The organism is Pseudomonas sp. 5C2, assembly GCF_034314155.1.
Taxonomy (GTDB): Bacteria; Pseudomonadota; Gammaproteobacteria; order Pseudomonadales; family Pseudomonadaceae; genus Aquipseudomonas.
Map to the genome: position 1 here is coordinate 2,989,007 of NZ_JAVIWH010000002.1, position 20,635 is coordinate 3,009,641.

At 60.1% G+C, this 20,635-nt stretch carries 18 protein-coding genes and 1 riboswitch; of the genes, 14 read left to right on the forward strand and 4 right to left on the reverse strand.

The features are described 5' to 3' along the window. Positions 1-120 precede the first annotated feature (120 nt). Together RGU44_RS14540 and RGU44_RS14545 are read left to right on the forward strand one after the other, a co-directional pair. Positions 121-1,062, forward strand: a complete 942-nt coding sequence (locus RGU44_RS14540) for a folate-binding protein YgfZ (protein WP_322217660.1) — start codon at positions 121-123, stop codon at positions 1,060-1,062. Positions 1,063-1,168: 106 nt separating this feature from the next. Beyond that, a complete protein-coding gene (locus RGU44_RS14545) occupies positions 1,169-1,990 on the forward strand; it encodes an HDOD domain-containing protein (protein ID WP_322217663.1) in 822 nt (273 codons plus the stop codon). Here RGU44_RS14545 and RGU44_RS14550 read toward each other — a convergent pair. Further along, positions 1,984-3,393, reverse strand: a complete 1,410-nt coding sequence (locus RGU44_RS14550) for a sensor histidine kinase (protein WP_322181541.1) — start codon at positions 3,391-3,393, stop codon at positions 1,984-1,986. The two genes, RGU44_RS14545 and RGU44_RS14550, sit on opposite strands and share 7 nt — an antisense overlap. Beyond that, the gene (locus RGU44_RS14555) at positions 3,386-4,057 is read right to left on the reverse strand and encodes a response regulator (RefSeq protein WP_322217666.1); all 672 of its coding nucleotides are present in this window, start codon (positions 4,055-4,057) and stop codon (positions 3,386-3,388) included. The genes RGU44_RS14550 and RGU44_RS14555 overlap by 8 nt, the downstream gene beginning before the upstream one ends. Positions 4,058-4,274: 217 nt before the next feature. Between RGU44_RS14555 and RGU44_RS14560 the strand changes: the two genes are divergently transcribed. The 5 genes from RGU44_RS14560 to RGU44_RS14580 all read left to right on the forward strand — a co-directional run bounded on the left by RGU44_RS14560 (position 4,275) and on the right by RGU44_RS14580 (position 9,661). Further along, positions 4,275-5,570, forward strand: a complete 1,296-nt coding sequence (locus tag RGU44_RS14560) for an OprD family porin (protein WP_322181545.1) — start codon at positions 4,275-4,277, stop codon at positions 5,568-5,570. Positions 5,571-5,617: 47 nt separating this feature from the next. Continuing rightward, complete coding sequence (locus tag RGU44_RS14565) at positions 5,618-6,598, forward strand: tripartite tricarboxylate transporter substrate binding protein (protein ID WP_322217668.1); 981 nt, start codon at positions 5,618-5,620, stop codon at positions 6,596-6,598. 64 nt (positions 6,599-6,662) lie between these two features. Beyond that, positions 6,663-7,121: a tripartite tricarboxylate transporter TctB family protein gene (locus tag RGU44_RS14570; protein WP_322181549.1), complete on the forward strand. Its 459-nt coding sequence runs from the start codon at positions 6,663-6,665 to the stop codon at positions 7,119-7,121. 1 nt (position 7,122) lies between these two features. After that, positions 7,123-8,637 carry a tripartite tricarboxylate transporter permease gene (locus tag RGU44_RS14575; protein ID WP_322217671.1) on the forward strand — a complete coding sequence of 505 codons (1,515 nt, stop codon included), beginning with the start codon at positions 7,123-7,125 and terminating at the stop codon, positions 8,635-8,637. Then, entirely contained in the window at positions 8,630-9,661 is a 1,032-nt protein-coding gene (locus RGU44_RS14580) for an AbrB family transcriptional regulator (RefSeq protein ID WP_322217673.1), read from the forward strand. The genes RGU44_RS14575 and RGU44_RS14580 overlap by 8 nt, the downstream gene beginning before the upstream one ends. Positions 9,662-9,755: 94 nt before the next feature. Here the strand turns inward: RGU44_RS14580 and ung are convergent, their stop codons facing one another. Further along, positions 9,756-10,448, reverse strand: a complete 693-nt coding sequence (gene ung / locus RGU44_RS14585) for a uracil-DNA glycosylase (protein WP_219062123.1) — start codon at positions 10,446-10,448, stop codon at positions 9,756-9,758. A gap of 188 nt (positions 10,449-10,636) precedes the next feature. On the opposite strand from ung, the gene RGU44_RS14590 reads away from it, so the two are divergent. Further along, positions 10,637-11,749 carry an enoyl-CoA hydratase/isomerase family protein gene (locus RGU44_RS14590; protein WP_322217676.1) on the forward strand — a complete coding sequence of 371 codons (1,113 nt, stop codon included), beginning with the start codon at positions 10,637-10,639 and terminating at the stop codon, positions 11,747-11,749. A 37-nt stretch (positions 11,750-11,786) separates the two neighbouring features. Here the strand turns inward: RGU44_RS14590 and RGU44_RS14595 are convergent, their stop codons facing one another. After that, entirely contained in the window at positions 11,787-12,236 is a 450-nt protein-coding gene (locus tag RGU44_RS14595; RefSeq protein ID WP_322217678.1) for a hypothetical protein, read from the reverse strand. Positions 12,237-12,539: 303 nt separating this feature from the next. Continuing rightward, a riboswitch (guanidine-I (ykkC/yxkD leader) is annotated at positions 12,540-12,641 on the forward strand. A gap of 98 nt (positions 12,642-12,739) precedes the next feature. On the opposite strand from RGU44_RS14595, the gene RGU44_RS14600 reads away from it, so the two are divergent. The 6 genes from RGU44_RS14600 (at position 12,740) to uca (ending at position 20,609) form a co-directional block, all read left to right on the forward strand. Then, the gene (locus RGU44_RS14600; RefSeq protein WP_416194643.1) at positions 12,740-13,798 is read left to right on the forward strand and encodes a putative urea ABC transporter substrate-binding protein; all 1,059 of its coding nucleotides are present in this window, start codon (positions 12,740-12,742) and stop codon (positions 13,796-13,798) included. Positions 13,799-13,825: 27 nt separating this feature from the next. Next, positions 13,826-14,641, forward strand: a complete 816-nt coding sequence (locus RGU44_RS14605; RefSeq protein WP_322217683.1) for an ABC transporter permease — start codon at positions 13,826-13,828, stop codon at positions 14,639-14,641. Continuing rightward, positions 14,638-15,402: an ABC transporter ATP-binding protein gene (locus RGU44_RS14610; RefSeq protein ID WP_219062127.1), complete on the forward strand. Its 765-nt coding sequence runs from the start codon at positions 14,638-14,640 to the stop codon at positions 15,400-15,402. Before RGU44_RS14605 ends, RGU44_RS14610 begins: the two co-directional genes overlap by 4 nt. Before the next feature lie 24 nt (positions 15,403-15,426). Then, entirely contained in the window at positions 15,427-16,152 is a 726-nt protein-coding gene (locus RGU44_RS14615) for an urea amidolyase associated protein UAAP1 (protein WP_322181563.1), read from the forward strand. Positions 16,153-16,163: 11 nt separating this feature from the next. Continuing rightward, entirely contained in the window at positions 16,164-16,793 is a 630-nt protein-coding gene (locus RGU44_RS14620; RefSeq protein ID WP_322217686.1) for an urea amidolyase associated protein UAAP2, read from the forward strand. A gap of 198 nt (positions 16,794-16,991) precedes the next feature. Continuing rightward, positions 16,992-20,609: an urea carboxylase gene (uca, locus tag RGU44_RS14625; protein WP_322217689.1), complete on the forward strand. Its 3,618-nt coding sequence runs from the start codon at positions 16,992-16,994 to the stop codon at positions 20,607-20,609. Positions 20,610-20,635 lie beyond the last annotated feature (26 nt).

The following is a 20,635-nucleotide window of genomic DNA, read 5'->3' on the forward strand; positions in this document are numbered from 1 at the left end:
TTCCAGAAGGCGCACTGCGCTTTGGTCGCAGCAGTTTTCAACGACGTGTGATCGCGCCTGTACCCATTCTGCAGACACCGCACTATCATGGTGCCCAGACTTTTTACTCTGCGATGACTAATGGCCGACTCAGCTTTTTTCTGCACGCTGTCCCACGAGGGCATTCTCGCCGTCCGCGGTCCTGACGCCAGCAAGTTCCTACAGGGCCAATTGAGCTGCAATCTCAATTACCTGAACGACACCACCGCGACCCTGGGTGCACGCTGCACGCAGAAAGGCCGCATGCAATCGAGCTTCCGCATCCTGCTTGAAGGCGATGGCTGCCTGCTGGCAATGGCGTCTGAACTGATTGAGCCGCAATTGGCTGATTTAAAGAAATATGCGGTGTTCTCCAAATCAAAGCTGACCGACGAAAGCCCGGCCTGGGTCCGTTTAGGCCTCAGCAACGGCGACGACACACTGATAGCGCTGGGGCTGGATGTGCCGCAAGCGTCAGACAGCGTGACGCGGGCCAATGGCCTGATCGCCATTCGCGTATCTCCTGCCCGTACTGAACTGTGGGTGCCGGCCGATCAGGCCGAAAACGTACGGGCTCGTCTTGCGGCGCAACTGGCTCAGGGCACATTGAATGACTGGCTGCTGGGTCAGATTCGCGCCGGCATCGGTCAAGTGACGGGCGGTACTCGGGAAACCTTCATTCCGCAGATGATCAACCTGCAAGCCGTGGGCGGCGTGAGCTTCAAGAAAGGCTGCTACACCGGCCAGGAAATCGTCGCGCGCATGCAGTACCTGGGCAAACTCAAGCGACGACTGTATCGCTTGACCCTGACTGGCGCTGAAATCCCTGAGCCCGGCACGCCACTGTTCTCGCCGGTTCATGCCAGCGCCGTGGGCGAAGTCGTGATTGCCGCGCAGGCAACCAACGGTATCGAGCTGTTGGCGGTGTTGCAGGCCGAAGCGGTGGAGGACGGGAATATCCGACTCGGCACTCTGGAAGGCCCGGCGCTGCTGTTGACCGACCTGCCTTATACATTGGACGCCAAGCTCGAAACCCAGCGTTGATCGCGGCAAGTACCCTCTTCCCCGCTCAAACCAAAAAACCGAAAAATCACCCCAAGCGCTCGTCGAGCGCTTAGGGCTCGGATCACGCAATACCAAGAGATTCGACATGAGCGACATGGCTGACAACGTGCAAGCGGACTTGATCAAGGCGATCAATAACGATGCTCTGTTTCTGCCAACACTGCCGGAAGTTGCGCTGAAAATTCGTCTCGCCGCCGAAAATCCTGACATCAGCGTCAGCGAACTGAGCAAGGTAATCGGCGGCGATACCGCGCTTTCAGCACGCCTGATCAAAGTAGTGAATAGCCCGCAGATGCGCGCCAGTGTCGAGGTCAGCGACCTGCACACCGCCATCACCCGGCTGGGGATCAATTACAGCTGCAATCTGGCAATCGGACTGGTGGTGGAGCAGATGTTTCAGGCCAAATCCAAGGTGGTAGAGCGCAAGATGCGCGATATCTGGAAGCAAAGCCTGCAAGTTGCGGGTATCAGCTACAAGCTGTGCCGCACCTACTCGAAGCTTAAACCGGATCAAGCGACCTTGGCGGGCATGGTGCACCTGATTGGTGTACTGCCAATCCTGACGTACGCCGAAGACCATTACGAACTGCTCTCGGACTCCGTCAGCCTCAACCATGTGATCGAGCATATTCACCCGATTATCGGTGAAAAACTGCTCATCAGCTGGGAGTTCCCGGAGCCGCTCGCCAAGGTGCCGGGGCAGTTCCAGGATTTCACCCGCCAGTCGGAGTGTGCCGATTACGTCGATCTGGTGCAGATTGCAACGGTGCACAGCTACCACGGCACCAGCCATCCTTATGCTGGAATTGAACTGAGCAGCTTGCCTGCCTTCGCCCGGCTGGGTCTGGACCTTGGCGATGGCCGTCTTGTTTCCGAAATGAATGAAGCCATGAACATGCTCTATTGAGCGCCGTTTTGAACAGGGACAAAACTCACCCGCACCTTCAAACCGCCTTCGGCACCGTCATGCAGGCTGATCTGCGCCAGATGTGCGCGACAGATCTCACCGACAATCGCCAAACCCAAGCCTGACCCCGCACCCTGCTGCTGACGCCGATAGAAGCGTTCAAACACCCGTTCACGCTCTGTTTCAGGGATCCCCAGGCCGTCGTCCTCGACTTCAAGAATGCAGGGTGCCCTCACCCGCAGAATCACATTGCCACCCGTCGGAGTATGCGCCAGGGCGTTATCCACCAGATTGCTCAGCAATTCGTTGAGCAATGTCGGCTCGCCGCGCAGCCACACAGGGTCTTCGGCCTCCAGCGCCAACGCAACACCACGCGCATGGGCCAGCGGCGCCATGGCCATGCCCAGCTCGCGAGCCAGTTGGCTCAAGTCGAGCAACTGGGCGCCCCCTTCAGCAATCGCCCGCGCACCGTTTTCGATACGTGCCAGAGACAGTAATTGATTGGCCAGATGCGTCAGACGATCAGTGCCCTGCGCAGCTGATTCCAGAGTGGTGCGCCAGTTTGCCGGATCGGTATCACGCAACCCCAATTCGATACGCGCCTTGAGCGCGGCTAATGGTGTGCGTAACTCATGGGCGGCATCTGCGATGAATTGCGCCTGACGCTCAAACTGCACGCGCAGACGTTCGGTGAAGTGATTGAGCGCACCCACCAGCGGGCGCAACTCACGCTGGACTTCCACAAGCGGCAACGCCCTTAGATCGTCGGGCTGGCGCTCTTCGACCGCAGTACGCAAACGCTCCAGCGGACGCAACGCCGCGCTGACGGTGAACCACACCAACACCAACGCGCCCATGCCGAGCATGCCCAGACGCAATAACGTGTCAGCCATCAGGCTGCGCGCCATACGCACCCGGGCTTCCTCCGTCTCGGCCACGCGAATCTCCGCCATACCGTTCATGTTCGGTTCACTGACGGGCTTGAGCAGGCTGACCACCCGTACGTCCTGCCCCTGATACCGCCCATTGTAAAAGCTCGCCAGCGCCGGGTAGTCATCTGTGCGCAAGGTGCCCGGCGGCGGCGCGGGTAGATTTTCGTAGCCAGAGATCAGCTTTTTGTCGATGTCGTTGACTTGGTAATAGATCCGCCCCGCACTGTCATACGCAAAGGTGTCCAGTGCGACATACGGCACATCCGCGCTCAAACCGCCGTCGCGCTGCGAAAGCCCGGCGGCAATGGTTCGCGCCGACGCCAGCAAGGTTCGGTCATAGGCCGTGTCGGCCGCTTCGCGACCATTCCAGTAAGCGCTCAAGCCGCTGGCCAGCATCAATACGGTGAGCAGCAGACCCAGGTTCCACAACAACCGCCAACGCAGGCTGCTGTGGGTAGGCAGCTTAAGCATCACGGCTTTCCAGCAAATAGCCAAGACCGCGGAACGTAACAATGACAACAGGTTGGCCATCAAGCTTTTTGCGCAGGCGGTGTACGTAGATTTCGATGGCGTCGGGACTTGCATCTTCATCGAGGCCAAACACTTGCGCCGCCAACTGTTCTTTACTCATCACCCGGCCGGGTCGGGCGATTAGCGCTTCAAGCACCGCCTGTTCACGAGACGTGAGGGCCAGCAGCTCATCGCCCAGGGTGAAGCGCCGAGTGTCGAGGTCATAGACCAGCATCCCGCAACGCTGCTGGCGTTCGCCGCCGAGCACGCTACGGCGGAGCAACGCCTTGACCCGTGCTTCCAACTCGGTCAGTTCAAAGGGTTTGGCCAAATAATCATCAGCACCCAGATTGAGGCCGTGCACACGATCTTTGACATCGCTCCGCGCGGTCAGCATCAGCACTGGCAGATTTTTCCCTCGGGCCCGCAAGCGGCCCAACACTTCAAAACCGTCCATGCGAGGCAAGCCCACGTCCAGAATCGCGACGGCATATTCCTCACTGCTCAACGCCAAATCGGCGGCCACCCCATCGTGCAAAACGTCCACGGTCAAACCCATACTTTTGAGGGCTTGAGCCACGCTTTCGGCTAATTGCAGATGGTCTTCGACGAGAAGAACACGCATCGACTTCTCCAGATTCTTGGGCTTATAAGGCGCGGAGTTTACAGCCGCATCGTTGGCTGTGAAGCACAGAAAAAATCAACGACAGCTGAAAGGTTAGTGAAAGTTTCACCTTCTAGCATCGCGCTACGGTGGCTTATACCTGCCGCAAAACTGAAAAGCGCCTTGAAGCGTTTTCAAAGGTTTTATTAAAAAAATAATAACAACAACGGAGTATTTCATGACGCTGTCCTTGCAGACTCAGGCCGCCTCGCCTGCTCGTCCCCTTCGCCTAAACCCCTCCGCGCTTGCCAGCGCCGTTGCCCTTGCCGGTTTCAGCCCGCTCAGTTACGCCGATTTTATCGACGACAGCAGCGCCAGCCTGGAAACCCGCAACATGTACTTCAACCGCGACTTCCGCGACGGCACCAGCGCCCAGCAATCCAAGCGCGACGAGTGGGCCCAGGGCTTTATCCTCAACGTCCAGTCAGGCTACACAGCAGGCACCGTCGGGTTCGGCGTGGATGCCATTGGCATGTTGGGGATCAAGCTCGACTCAAGCCCGGATCGCACTGGCACCGGCCTACTACCGACCCACGACAATGGCCGCGCCGCCGACGAATATTCCAAGTGGGGCCTGACGGGCAAGATGAAAATCTCGGCCACCGAACTGAAAGTCGGCACGCTGATCCCTGAGCTGCAAACGTTGAAGCCCAATGACGGGCGCATCCTGCCGCAGACCTTTGAAGGCGGTATGCTCACCTCCAGAGAGTTCAAGAACCTGACTTTTACCGGCGGTCGTCTGGAGAAGGTCAAGGACCGCGATGACACCAGCAGCGAAGACATCGCGCTGAACAACAAGAACAAACGCTTCGCTGGCACGGTGACGGGTGATCACTTCGACATGGCCGGGTTTGATTACAAACTCACCGACAAAATCACTGCCAGCTATCACTTTGCTCAACTTGATCAGGTCTACGACCAGCATTTTGTCGGCCTTGTCGCCTCGCAACCCGTGGGCCCAGGCACCCTGGCCACTGATGTGCGTTTCGCGGTCAGCGGCGATCAGGGTTCGGCTCGCGGCGGTAACATCGACAACAAATCATTCAATGGCATCGTCAGCTACAGCCTCACTGGTCATAAGTTCAGCGCGGGCTATCAGCACATGTCCGGTGACAGCGCCTTCCCGTATGTGGATGGCAGCGATCCGTTCCTCATCAACTTCGTACAGATCGGTGATTTCGCCGAAGCCAACGAGCATTCCTGGCAAGCGCGTTACGACTATGACTTCGCCAAGCTGGGCGTCCCCGGCCTGACATTCATGAGCCGCTACGTCAGTGGTGACAACGCTAAAGTGGCGAGCCATGACGGCGAAGGCAAAGAGTGGGAACGCGACAGCGAAATCAAATACGTGGTACAGAGCGGCGCGCTGAAAAACGTCGCCGTGCGCCTGCGCAACGCCACGTACCGATCGAACTTCGCCCGGGACGCCGATGAAGTGCGCCTGCTCGTCAGTTACACGGTCGCGATCTGGTAATCGTTAGAACAGCTGGGCCCAAAATAACAACTCCCCTGGAGACAACCATGACTTTATCTTTGCGTCGTTTCGCCCTCGCCGCCAGCTGCATGCTAGTGGCTACCCAACTGCTCGCAGCTGAACCCAAGCGCCCGGAATGCATCGCTCCGGCCTCACCGGGGGGCGGATTTGACCTGACCTGCAAGCTGGCACAGAGCGCGCTGGTCAACGAAAAGCTGCTGAGCAAACCGATGCGCGTGACCTACATGCCCGGCGGTGTCGGCGCAGTGGCGTACAACGCAGTGGTTGCCCAGCGACCGGCCGACGCCGGCACGCTGGTGGCTTGGTCCAGCGGCTCGCTGCTGAACCTGGCACAGGGCAAGTTCGGCCGCTTCGATGAGAACGCCGTGCGCTGGCTCGCGGCGGTCGGCACCAGCTATGGCGCCATCGCCGTGAAAAGCGACTCGCCCTACAAGAACCTCAACGACCTGGTCGAAGCGCTGAAAAAAGACCCGAGCAAAGTGGTGATCGGCTCCGGGGGCACCGTCGGCAGCCAAGACTGGATGCAGACCGCCCTGATCGCCAAAGCCGCGGGCATCAACCCGCGTGACCTGCGTTATGTTGCCCTTGAAGGCGGCGGTGAAATCGCCACCGCGTTGCTCGGCGGGCACATTCAAGTAGGCAGCACCGACATCTCCGACTCCATGCCGCACATCCTTAGCGGAGACATGCGCTTGCTCGCCGTGTTCTCCGAAAAACGCCTGGACGAGCCGGAAATGAAAGACATTCCGACCGCCAAGGAACAAGGCTACGACATCGTCTGGCCGGTGGTACGCGGCTTCTACCTCGGGCCAAAAGTCAGCGACGAAGACTACGCCTGGTGGAAAGCGGCCTTCGACAAACTGCTGGCCTCCGATGACTTCGCCAAGCTACGTGACCAGCGCGAACTGTTTCCCTTTGCCATGACGGGCCCGGAACTGGACGCGTACGTGAAGAAGCAGGTCGCCGACTACAAGATCCTGTCCAAGGAATTCGGCCTGATTCAGTGATTGAACTCAATTGATATCAGTGGTTGCGTCGCCCATTCGAGGCGACGCGACACAGGAGTTACCCATGCTCTTACAACGAATTTTCGCCTCGGCGTTGCTGCTGGCGTGCGTCGGTCTTGCGCTCATGGCCTGGCCTTATCAGGCCGCATTTTCCTATGAACCTGTAGGACCTCGGGCGTTTCCCCTGCTGATGCTGGGGCTGATGGGCCTGGGCTTGCTGTACATGCTGTTTCGCCCGACACCCCTCGTCCACAGCGAAGAAGACCCTCAACTGGACCGCCCTACCCTGATCAAAATCGCCACTTGCACGGTTTTGCTCCTTATTTTCGCCGGCCTGTTCGAACCCTTGGGTTTCATCCTCAGCAGCATCCTGATCGGCATCCCCATGGCCCGTCTGTACGGCGGTCGCTGGAAGCTGAGCGTGGTGGTCGTGACCTTGATCAGCGTCGGCCTTTACCTGTTGTTCGATAAAGCCATGGACGTTCCGTTGCCGCTGGGCCTGCTCGACGTTCTGGAGAATTAATGTGGACACTTTTAGCTACCTGAGCCAAGGCTTCGGCGTTGCGCTGACCCCTTACAACTTGATCACCGCCCTGTGTGGCACCCTGATTGGCACCGTTGTCGGCTTACTGCCCGGCCTTGGCCCGATCAATGGCGTGGCGCTGTTGATCCCTATCGCGTTCGCCCTCGGGTTACCCCCGGAGTCGGCGTTGATCCTGCTGGCGGCGGTGTACCTGGGCTGCGAATACGGCGGACGGATCAGCTCGATCCTGCTGAACATTCCGGGCGAAGCGTCCACAGTGATGACCACTCTCGACGGTTACCCGATGGCTCGCCAGGGTCTGGCCGGTGTCGCCTTGTCGCTGTCGGCGTGGAGCTCGTTTATCGGTGCGTTCATTGCCACCTGCGGCATGGTGCTGTTCGCGCCCTTGCTGGCGAAGTGGGCGATTGCCTTCGGACCGGCGGAATATTTCGTACTGATGGTGTTCGCAATCGTCTGCCTCGGCGGCATGGCCGGTGATCGTCCACTGAAGACTTTTATCGCGGCGCTGATCGGGCTGTTTCTGTCCACGGTCGGCATCGACGCCAACAGCGGTGTGTACCGTTTCACCGGCGACAATATCCACCTGATTGACGGGATTCAGTTCGTGGTGTTGGTTCTGGGGCTGTTCTCGATCAGCGAAATTCTATTGCTGCTGGAAAAAACCCATCGCGGGCAAGAGGCGGTCAAAGCCACCGGCCGCATGATGTTCAACTTCAAAGAAGCCAGCTCGGTGTTCGTGGTGAACCTGCGTTGCGGTGTGCTCGGTTTCATCATGGGCGTGCTGCCGGGTGCTGGCGCGACACTGGCCAGCGCCGTGGCCTACATGACCGAGAAGCGTCTGGCGGGCAAGACCGGCAAATTCGGACAAGGTGACATACGCGGCCTCGCGGCCCCGGAAACCGCCATCGGCGGTGCGGCATGTGGCGCACTGGTGCCGATGCTGACCCTTGGTGTTCCGGGCTCGGGCACGACAGCAGTGATGATCGGCGCTTTGTCGCTGTACAACATCACGCCCGGCCCATTGCTGTTTCAACAGCAGCCCGACATCGTCTGGGGCCTGATCGCCTCATTGTTCGTCGCCAACGTCATGCTGGTGATCCTCAACATCCCGATGATCCGCATCTTCACCCGCATCCTCGCCGTGCCGAACTGGGCACTGGTGCCGGTGATCGCGATCATCACTGCGATTGGCGTCTACGCCGTGCATGCCACCACCTTCGACCTGTTCTTGATGGTTGGTATCGGTATCTTCGGCTACATCCTGCGCAAGATGGACTTTCCTCTGTCGCCGGTCCTGCTGGGCTTTATCCTCGGCGGCTTGATGGAACAGAACCTGCGCCGTGCCCTGTCGATCTCCAACGGTGCGCTGGAAATTCTTTGGTCCAGCCCGATTACCTTCGGGATATGGGTGCTGACGGCCATCATGCTACTGATGCCTGTCGTGCGGATCTGGCGCAAGCGCTCCCTGCAGCGTCGTGCCGTGGCCAATGTCTGATCGCTCCTTAAATACGTGGTGGGGAACCCCGCTGGTCGGCCTGCTGGGCGGTTACCTCGCCAGCCAGGTCGGCTGGCCGCTGCCGTGGATGGTGGGCTCGCTGCTGGCGATCATCCTGGTGCGCTGCCTGACGCCCTGGCAACTTGCGGAAATCCCCGGCGGCCGTAAAGGCGGGCAGTGGATTGTCGGGATTGGCATCGGCCTGCACTTCACGCCGGTTGTCATCGAACAGGTCATGTCGCATTTCGGCCTGATCTTCTTCGGAGCACTGGTCACCAGTGTTTCCAGCGTGGTCGGAGTCTGGCTGATGCGACGTAGCGGCGAAGATCGCGCAACGGCGTTCTTTTCCAGCATGCCGGGCGGCTCTGGCGAAATGGTCAACCTCGGGGCGCGCAACGGCGCAATCCTCAGCAGCGTCGCGGCGGGACAGAGTTTGCGAGTGTTGATGGTGGTGCTGTGCGTGCCCGCACTGTTCAAGTATCTGCTGGGCGACGGTGCGCCTGCATCGAATCCGGCAGCCGTTGACTGGTCCTGGCTGCTGGTGCTGTTTCCCGCAGGCGGACTGCTGGCGTGGCTCTGGCAACGGCTGAAGCAACCCAATCCATGGCTGTTCGGACCGCTATTGCTCAGTGCGGCCGCAAGCATCACTTGGGACTTGCACATCGGCTTACCCCAAGGCGGCAGCCAGATCGGCCAATGGCTGATCGGAAGCGGCCTGGGCTGCCATTTCAATCGCTCGTTCTTTCGGCGGGCCCCGTCGTTTATTGGCCGAACATTGCTGGGCACTGCACTGACCATGCTGATCGCCGCCCTCGCCGCTGGGTGCCTGAGTGCGCTGACCCATCTGGATCTGCGCTCATTGACCCTGGGCATGATGCCCGGCGGCATCGCCGAAATGAGCCTGACAGCGGAAGTCTCACAACTGTCGGTGCCGCTGGTCACGGCAATGCAGGTCATGCGCCTGCTGTTTGTACTGTTCCTCGCCGAGCCGCTGTTTCGGCACTGGGATAAGCGGGCTGAATAGAGACCGGGTTGACCCGTTCGCGAATGAGCTCGCTATTTTCTGTGGCAACGATTTCATTCGCGAAAATGGCAGGATGCACGCCGCTGCATTCAGGTCAAACCGGCGGCAATCTCCAGTCAATCGGTGTCAATCCGTTCTGTTGCAAGAACTTGTTGGCCCGGCCAAAGTGCCCGTTGCCGAGAAAGCCTTTGTAGGCGGACAGCGGCGAGGGGTGTACCGAGGTCAGTACCAGGTGTTTGCTGGCGTCGATCAGTTTCTGTTTGCTTTGGGCATGAGCACCCCACAGCATAAACACCAGATGCGGCTGGTGTTCACTGACAACCTCGATCACCTTATCGGTGAAGATCTGCCAGCCTTTTTTCGCATGTGAAGCGGCGTTCGCGCGCTCGACGGTCATGGTGGTGTTGAGCAGCAGCACGCCCTGATCGGCCCAGGACTGCAAGCAGCCGTGATTGGCGATGTCGATGTTCAGGTCACGCTTGAGCTCTTTATAGATATTGACCAGCGATGGCGGCGTTGGCACGCCTGGCTGCACCGAGAAGCACAAGCCATGGGCCTGACCTGGGCCGTGGTACGGATCCTGGCCAAGGATCACCACCTTGACCTTGTCCAGCGGCGTCGAGTTCAACGCATTGAAGATCATCGGGCCCGGTGGATAGATTTCCTTGCCTGCGGTGTGCTCCTGGCGCAAGAACTCACGCAGTTCGTTCATATACGGTTTTTCGAATTCCTCACGCAACGCGTGCTTCCAGCCGGATTCGAGTTTGATACGGTCATCGTTTGTCATGGCACACCTGCAAAAATCAATGCGCGGACACTAGGAAAGCTGGCCGCCGATGTCAATCGACCAATGTCATTGCACCACGCGGCCCCTGCCTCTTTCCTACACTCCCTGTAATCACCGTTTGCAACTTACCCCCGCATAGGGGTATCACAGACCCAATGGACAGTTGCCCCGCCCCCCGAGAGGTCATGATGAATCTGCAATTTGAAGAACTCCACGCCCAAGACGGCGCGCGCATTGGTGTTGCCAGCCTGGATGCGGAAAAGTCTCTGAATGCGTTGTCGCTGCCGATGATCCAGGCGCTGATGGATCGTCTTGAAAAATGGGCCGATGACCCGCAAATCGTTTGTGTACTGCTGCGCGGCAATGGCTCTAAATCTTTTTGTGCCGGCGGCGATGTACGAGCATTGGTCGACGCCTGCCGTGCCCATCCCGGCGAAGTCCCACCGCTGGCCGCGCATTTTTTCGCGGCGGAATACCGGCTCGATTACCGTCTGCACACGTACCCCAAACCCTTGATCTGCTGGGGCCATGGTTACGTGCTGGGTGGCGGCATGGGCTTGTTGCAAGGCGCAGGCATTCGCATCGTCACCCCGACCAGTCGCCTGGCAATGCCGGAAGTCAGTATCGGCTTATACCCTGATGTCGGCGCCAGTTGGTTCCTTTCCCGACTGCCCGGCAAACTGGGCCTGTTCCTCGGGCTGACCGGTTCACACATCAACGGGCGCGACGCGCTGGATCTGGACCTGGCCGACCGTTTTCTGCTGGATGAACAGCAAGAGGAATTGGTCGAGGGACTGCTGCAACTAAACTGGCAGGAACAAAGCCCGGTGCAACTCAATAGCCTGCTCAAGGCGCTGCAACAGGAAGCCATCGGGCAATTGCCTGATGCGCAATGGCTGCCGCGTCGAGCGCAGATCGATGAGTTGCTGGACGTCGCGACTCTGCCGTGCGCCTGGCGTGCCATCAGTCAATGGAACACGCACGGCGATGCCCTGCTCAGCCGTGCGGCAAAGAATCTGACTGAAGGTTGCCCACTGACTGCCCATCTGGTGTGGGAGCAGATCATCCGTGCCCGACATATGTCGCTGGCTCAGGTATTCCAGATGGAATACACCCTGAGCCTGAATTGCTGTCGTCATCCCGAGTTCAGCGAGGGCGTACGGGCGCGCCTGATCGATAAGGATCAAAAGCCTCATTGGCATTGGCAAGACGTCGCCAACATCCCGGACGCGGTGATCGATGCGCACTTCGCCAAGGTATGGGAAGGGCGGCACCCCCTGGCGGACCTTCTAGACTACTAGACACTTAAAGCAGGTGAAGCGCCGCCGCAGCGACGCTTCACCTGTTTCCACCCCGACCATCGCCGCCACGGCCGTCGCCTCCGCGATTGCCATGATCACCCCGGCCGCCTGAACCATTGTCATGACCGCGACTGCCACCACCGTGGCCACGGTCACCATCATTCCGGCCTTCATTCCAGGAAGGGTTGTAGTGTCCGCCACGACCCTCGTGGCCACCCTGATCACCGCGGTAGTAACCCCGCCCAGCGTAAGGCATAGGTCTCGGACCATAATCAGGCCGAGGGGCGTAATAAGGCGCCGGACGCGGCCCGTAATAGCGGGGAGGCGCTACGTAATAGCTCGGACGGTAGGACCGGTCATAACTGCCGTAGTAAGCGCCACCGTAAACCGGCTGTGTGTAGACATCGGATTCGTAATAACCGGGACCTGCATAACAACCAGCAAGGATTAAACCAAGCACAACTATAAGCAAGGGTCGTCGATACATGGCGGCCTCCTGGACCGCTAGAGAGCTCAAACCAGCGACGCTGGTCGGCATCGGTCAAAACCGCTGACTGACGAAAAATCAGACCGCAAATAATCCACCGAGTGCCCTGCCCCAAAAACTATATCCCACTCAAGATGCGCCCCAAACAGGTGCGTACACGCACCACGCTAAAGCACCCACTTCCGTTTTCACTCCCCCCTCAACTGCGAAACCCAACTGTCGCAAGGCGTGGCCAGACTTGGCACGCCTCTCGCTTATGACTTGATGTGCAGGAGTCAAAACAGGTTCGCGGCACCACAATTTGCAATAGCTGACTAGGGTTCCGATTCGCTTGGCGCGAGTGGCTGGTCCGAGAGTTGGCGACCTCCAGTAGAGGTTACACGGCGGGATAAAAGCCCGGGAGACAGGACACCAGTGGTGTCGCGTGACTCCTGACCGCTCGTTTTTTTCCTACTGGAGGTTCTTATATGCAGAGCAACATTAAAAAGCCCCGTCTGTTCGCCATGCTCGCCGCTGGCCTCGTCGCCGCTGGCCTCGTCGCGGCATTGAGCCTCTCGGCACACGCTGCCCCGAAAGAACACTTCAACGTTTGCTGGACCATCTATGCCGGCTGGATGCCCTGGGAATACGCAGGCACCCAAGGCATCGTCGACAAATGGGCGAAGAAATACGGCATCACCATTGATGTCACCCAGATCAACGACTACGTCGAATCGATCAACCAATACACCGCTGGCCAATTCGATGGCTGCTCCATGACCAACATGGATGCGCTGACTATTCCGGCCGCAGGTGGCGTCGACAGCACCGCGCTGATCGTCAGCGATTTCTCCAACGGCAACGACGGCATCGTGATCAAGGGTGAAGGCAAGAAAGTCGCCGACCTCAAAGGCATGAAGGTCAATCTGGTCGAGCTGTCGGTTTCTCACTACTTGCTGGCCCGTGCCCTGGACAGCGCTGACCTTACCGAGAAAGACCTTAAGGTCGTCAACACCTCGGATGCCGACATTTCTGCGGCGTTCAATACCAATGACGTCAAAGCAGTGACCACCTGGAACCCGATGCTTTCGGACATCAAGGCCAAGCCCGCCGTGACCGAAGTGTTCGATTCGAGCAAGATCCCTGGCGAAATCATGGACATGATGGTGGTCAACACCCAGACCCTGAAAGACAACCCGGCACTGGGCAAGGCCCTGACCGGCGCCTGGTTCGAAGTGGTCGCACTGATGAACAGCAAGTCCGCCGCAAGCACCGCCGCGCTGGAGCACATGGCCAAAGCCTCGGGCACCGACCTGGCTGGCTTCCAGTCGCAGCTGAACACCACCAAGCTGTTCGCGACCCCCAAGGAAGCGCTCGACTTCGCCACCAGCGCTCAACTGCCACAGACCATGCGCAAGGTCGCTGAGTTCTCCTTTCAACATGGGCTGCTTGGTGAGGGCGCCAAGGACACCAGTGCAATCGGCATGTCTTTCGCCAACGGCGTGACCAGCGGCGACAAGACCAACCTCAAGCTGCGCTTCGACCCGAGCTACGTACAGATGGCTGCCGAAGGCAAATTGTAATCGCGTCCCAGCCCAAAGGTTATTGCCATGCGCTTGATAAACCGCCGCCCGGATCGCGCCAGCCGTCTGATTTTGGTGATCCTGCCGTTCGCCCTGTTGCTGTTCGCCTATTTCATGGGCTCGGCGACTCGGCTGACGGAAAACCCCAACGACAAACTGCTGCCCAGTGCGGTGCAGATGACCGATGCGGTCAAGCGCATGGCCTTTACCGAAGACCAACGCAGCGGTGGTTATCTGCTGTGGCAAGACACTGCCTCCAGCCTGCAACGCTTGGCGATTGGTCTTGGCATCAGCGCCCTGCTCGGCCTGTGCCTGGGTATCGCGTCGGGGAGTCTGCCGCTGTTCGGCGCACCGTTGTCGCCGCTGCTGACGGTGTTGTCGATGGTCCCGCCGCTGGCGATTCTGCCGATCCTGTTCATCGTGTTTGGCTTGGGTGAGCTGTCGAAAGTCATGCTGATTGTGATTGGCATTACACCGATCCTGGCGCGGGATCTGGAGCAGCGCGCCCGGGAGATTCCGGTCGAGCTGCTGATCAAGGCGCAGACCCTCGGCGCCTCGACCTGGACCTTGGTCCTGCGGGTGATCCTGCCGCAACTGCTGCCACGCCTGCTGATTGCCTTGCGTCTGGTGCTGGGTTCGGCTTGGTTGTTCCTGATCGCGGCCGAAGCCATTGCCTCCACCGACGGCTTGGGGTATCGGATTTTTCTGGTACGACGCTACCTGGCCATGGACGTGATCCTGCCCTACGTGGTCTGGATCACCCTGCTCGCCTGGCTGATGGATTGGGGGCTCAAGGCCCTGACCCGGCGTGCATTCCCCTGGTATGAAGGGGCACGCGGATGAGCTTTATTTCGGTGAAAAACGTCTGGCAACAGTACGACGATCAAGTGGTGCTCGAAGGCCTGAACCTGAGCGTCAACGAAGGTGAGTTCTGCACCTTGGTCGGCGCCTCGGGCTGCGGCAAATCCACTTTCTTGCGCTTGCTGCTCGGCCAGGAAGTGCCCAGTCGCGGCCAGATCCATCTCGACGGCAAGCCGCTGGCTGGCGAACCGGACGCCAGCCGTGGCGTGGTGTTTCAGCGCTACTCAGTGTTTCCGCATCTGTCAGTGCTGGACAACGTTGCTCTGGGTCTGGAATTGCCACGCTCGCCACTGCTTGGACGCCTGTTCGGCACGGCCAAACGCGAGGCTCGGGAACAGGCCGCGGCCCTGCTGAGCAAAGTGGGCCTGGCCCATGCGCAGGACAAGTACCCGACGCAATTGTCGGGCGGCATGCAGCAACGGCTGGCCATCGCTCAAGCGCTGATCATGAAACCGCGCGTGTTGCTGCTGGACGAGCCCTTCGGCGCGCTCGATCCGGGTATCCGCAAGGACATGCATGTCTTGTTGCTGGAGCTGTGGCGCGAGACTCGCCTGACTGTGTTCATGGTCACCCACGACCTGTCCGAGGGTTTCAACCTCGGCACCCGTCTGCTGGTGTTCGACAAGGTTCGCCATGACCCCCATGCGCCCGGCGCTTATGGCGCCCGCATCACCTACGACATTCCCTTGAACAGCGATCGCCGCGCCGCACGCGCCGCCATTGATTCGCTGCAAACGGTTTAGAGGATCTTTTTTATGAACGCGCACATGACCGACTCAACATCCCTGTTCCCCGTCTTTGCTGAAGAAATCCTGCCCGGCGGCGGCCACCGTTCGTTCGTGCTCAAGCGCGGCCAACTGCTGCGCCTGACCGACGTCCGTGGCGGCGCCAACGTCAGCCTGACCCTGCTTAACGCCAACGAGAAAACCGAACGGCTGAACCTGCCGGACAGCCTCAAATGCCAACACACCGCAAAACTGACCACCGGCCACTGCCTGTACTCGGACATGGGCCGGGTGCTGGCAGCGATCACGGCGGACACCTGCGGCTGGAGCGACAGCTTCGGTGGGGTGCTGTGCGCTGAAGAGGTCGCGGAAAAATATGGCCAAGGCCGCTATCAGGAACTGCGCAACGGCTTCTTTCGCAACGGCACCGATAACCTGCTGGTGGAACTGGGTAAATGGGGCCTGGGCCTGTCCGACCTGCTGATGACCCTGAACCTGTTCAGCAAAGTCCGGGTCGACGAAGACGGACACTTTCACTTCGTTGCGAACAACTCCAAAGCCGGTGACTACATCGAGCTGTATGCGCCGATGGACACCCTGGTGGTGCTGACCGCCCTGCAGCACCCGATGGACCCTGATCCACAGTACGCCCCCAAACCGCTCAAGCTCGGCTGGATGAACGCCGATCCCAGCATCGCCGAGTACTGCCGTACCTCGCGCCCGGAAAACGAGCGCGGTTTTATCAACACTGATCGCCTGTTCGCCTGAGGATCGCTGCCATGACCACACTCTCCAAACAGCCGGAAGCGGCGATCTACAACGCGACCATCCCCGCAGGCGAGCCCTGGCTGAGCGAAGTCAAGGCCGGACAAACCCTGCGCATCCTCGACCTGGAAGGCAATCAAGCAGTCGATACGCTGTTCTACTGCCTGGCCAACCCCCGCGAACGGTATGACGTGCAGCGTACCTTGCGGCGGCAGAACAGCGTGTACCTGACCACCGGCAGCGTGCTGTATTCCAACCTCGGCAAACCGATGCTGACCATCGTCGAAGACACCTGCGGACGCCATGACACCCTCGGCGGCGCTTGCGCGCAGGAGAGCAACACCGTGCGCTACTCTCTGGAAAAACGTCACATGCACAGTTGCCGCGACAACTACCTGCGCGCCTGTGCCCATGACGGTCGCCTGAGCAAAGGTGACATCGGCCCGAACATCAATTTCTTCATGAACGTGCCGGTCACCGCAGACGGCGGCCTGACCTTCGAAGATGGCATCTCGGCGCCCGGTAAATACGTCGAACTGCGCGCGGAAATGGACGTGATCGTGCTGATTTCCAACTGCCCGCAACTGAACAACCCGTGCAACGCCTACAACCCGACACCTGCGCAGTTGCTGATATGGAACTGAATCTTTTGAAGCTACGCAGCTGGTTATTCAGCCTGTGCCAAAGCCGCTCCGGGCAGTGCGTGGCGTCAAAGCGCCAGCCTCCCCTGTAAGAGCACCAGGTTTCGCCATCGGGGACGGCCTCGAGGCACTACGAAAACAGCGGGACGGCCCGCTTCCCGGCAAGAAACCGATCAGCCATCGGTTTCTGGGGTTTATGCCATGTTCAAGACACTGCTGATCGCCAACCGTGGCGCCATTGCCTGCCGCATCCTGCGTACCTTGCGCGCCTTGCAGGTCAAGGGCGTGGCGGTCTATTCCGAAGCCGATGCCGCCAGCCTGCATATTCTTCAAGCCGATGAAGCCCATAGCCTGGGTGAAGGTGGCGCAGCCGGGACCTATTTGGCGGTGGATAAAATACTCGCCATCGCCAAAGCCAGCGGCGCCACGGCGATCCATCCCGGTTACGGCTTCCTCTCCGAAAACGCCGCGTTCGCCCAAGCCTGCGAAGACGCTGGCATCGCCTTCGTCGGCCCGACACCCGACCAGCTTCGGGTGTTCGGCCTCAAACACACGGCACGCGCACTGGCCAAGCAACACGGCGTGCCGATGCTTGAGGGCACCGAACTGCTCGACAGCCTCGACGACGCCCTCAACGCGGGCGAACAGATCGGCTACCCGGTGATGCTGAAAAGCACAGCAGGCGGTGGCGGGATAGGCATGCGCGTGTGCCGCAGTGCGCTCGAACTGAGCGAATCGTTCGACGCGGTGAAACGTCTGGGACAGAACAACTTCAGCGACGCTGGCGTCTTTATCGAGAAGTACATCCAGCGCGCCCGGCACTTGGAAGTACAGGTGTTCGGCGACGGCCAGGGCGACGTTATCGCCCTCGGTGTGCGTGATTGCTCGGTACAACGGCGCAACCAGAAAGTCCTCGAAGAAACCCCGGCGCCGAACCTGCCAGACGGCATGGCCGACGAACTGTGTGCGGCAGCGATCAAGCTGGCCAAAGCGGTCAATTACCGCAGCGCCGGGACCGTGGAGTTCGTGTTCGACAGCGAGGACCAGCGTTTCTATTTCCTCGAAGTGAACACCCGCTTGCAGGTCGAGCACGGGGTCACTGAACAAGTGTGGGGCGTCGATCTGGTCAGCTGGATGGTCCAGCTGGCAGCGGGTGATCTACCGCCACTCAGTCAGTTGCGCACGGGCTTGCAGGCGAACGGTCATGCGATTCAGGCGCGGCTGTATGCCGAAGACCCGGGCCGGGATTTCCAGCCCTGCCCCGGCTTGCTGACTGCGGTGAATTTCCCGACCGCCGATGGCAAGACCTTGCGCATCGACACCTGGGTCGAAGCCGGTTGCGAGATCCCGCCGTTCTTCGACCCCATGATTGCCAAGCTGATCAGTTGGGCGCCAACCCGTGAGCAGGCCAGCGCCGGACTTGCTCAAGCGCTGAGCAACAGCCACCTGTATGGCGTGGAAACCAACCGCGATTACCTGCGGCAGATTCTGCTCGACGCGCCCTTTGCCAGTGGCCAGCCATGGACTCGCTGCCTGGAAGGTCTGGTGTATCGCGCCAATACCTTTGAAGTGCTGAGTGGCGGTACCCAGACCAGCGTGCAGGACTATCCCGGGCGTCTCGGTTACTGGGCGGTCGGTGTGCCGCCGTCCGGGCCAATGGACAGTCGCGCACTGCGTCTGGGCAACCGCCTGCTGGGCAACGCCGAAGGCTGTGCCGCGCTGGAAATCACCATGAGCGGCCCGCTGCTGCGCTTCAACACCGACGCCGTGGTTGCCATCACCGGCGCGCCGATTCCGCTGACACTGGACGGTCAGCCCCAGGCGCTGAATACCGCGTTGCTGGTACCCGCCGGTTCAACCCTGGCGCTGGGCACCATCGCGGGCGCCGGTGCACGAAGCTACCTCTGTGTGCGCGGCGGGTTGGAGCTGCCGGACTATCTGGGCAGCAAAAGCACGTTCACCCTGGGTCAATTTGGCGGGCATGGCGGCCGCGCTTTGCGGGCTGGCGACGTGCTGCACACTCCAGCCCTGAGTGACCGCAGCATCGGTCAGCGCGTACTGGACGACCAGCTTCACGCCTTGCCTGCCGTGCGTCAGATCCGGGTCATTTACGGCCCGCATGGCGCGCCGGAATATTTCACCGAGCGCTACATCGAGACCTTCTTCGCCACCCAATGGGAAGTGCATTTCAATTCCAGCCGTACCGGCGTCCGCCTGATTGGTCCCAAGCCGGAATGGGTCCGTGCCGACGGTGGCGAAGCGGGCTTGCACCCCTCGAACATCCACGACAACCCGTACGCCATCGGCGCCGTGGATTTCACTGGCGACATGCCGGTCATCCTTGGCCCGGATGGCCCGAGCCTGGGCGGTTTCGTCTGCCCGGTGACCATCATCGAAGCTGACCTCTGGCAACTGGGGCAACTCAAGGCCGGCGACAAAGTGCAGTTCCATCCGGTCAGTATCGATGCTGCACGCGCGATCTTCTGCATGAGCGAACGTGCTCACGAGGAAAGCGACGCGGTGCCAGATCTGGCCTCATCGCGAATGAGCTCGCTAGCACAAGGGTTAATTTCACCTGTTGTATTGGACATCGGCCAGGACGACACACGGCTGATGGCGCGTCTGTCTGGCGACACTCATTTGCTCCTGGAAATCGGCGCACCCGAGCTGGACCTGGTACTGCGCTTTCGCGGTCATGCGCTGATGCAGGCCCTCGAAGCCAAAGCGCTACAGGGCGTGATCGACCTGACGCCGGGCATTCGTTCCCTGCAAGTGCATTACCAGCCCGAACAACTGCCGCTTGCGGATTTACTGGATATCGTCGTCGGCGAATGGGACGCCGTGTGCGCCGCCAAAGACCTGCAAGTGCCGTCGCGAATCGTGCACTTGCCGCTGTCCTGGGATGACCCGGCGTGCCAGTTGGCCATCGAGAAATACATGACTACCGTGCGCAAGGACGCCCCGTGGTGCCCAAGCAACCTGGAGTTCATCCGCCGCATCAACGACCTGCCCAACCTCGACCAAGTGCAGCGCACGGTGTTCGACGCCAGCTACTTGGTGATGGGCCTGGGCGACGTGTACCTCGGCGCGCCTGTCGCCACCCCGCTCGACCCACGGCACCGGCTGGTGACGACCAAGTACAACCCGGCACGGACCTGGACGGCAGAGAACTCGGTCGGCATCGGTGGCGCCTATATGTGCGTGTACGGCATGGAAGGCCCTGGTGGTTATCAGTTTGTCGGGCGCACGTTGCAGATGTGGAACCGCTACCGCGAAGTCGCGGCGTTCGATGGCAAACCGTGGCTGCTGCGCTTCTTCGATCAGATTCGTTTTTACCCGGTCAGCGCCGAAGAGCTGCTGCGCATCCGCCGCGATTTTCCCTTGGGCCGGTACCCGCTAAGCATCGAGCACAGCACCTTGAACCTGGCTGACTATCAGGCTTTTCTCGCCCGTGAAGCCGAGGGTATCGCCGCATTTCGTGCTCAGCAGCAAGGGGCCTTCAACGCCGAACGCGAACGTTGGATCGCCAGCGGTCAGGCACATTTTGAAAGCGACGAAGCCGCTATCCCAGCCACCGACGACGCCCCTCTTGACGCAGGCCAGCACGGCATCGACAGCCATATCGCCGGCAACCTGTGGCAGGTGCAGGTCGAGGTCGGCCATCGGGTTGAAGTGGGCGATGTGCTGGTGATTCTGGAGTCGATGAAGATGGAAATTCCGCTACTGGCAAGCCTGGCCGGCACCGTGCTTGAAGTGCGGGTGCAGCCCGGCTCGGCGGTGCGCGCCGGGCAGCGGGTCGTGGTACTTGAAGCTGACTGAACTTACTTATTTTTTTGACGGAATTA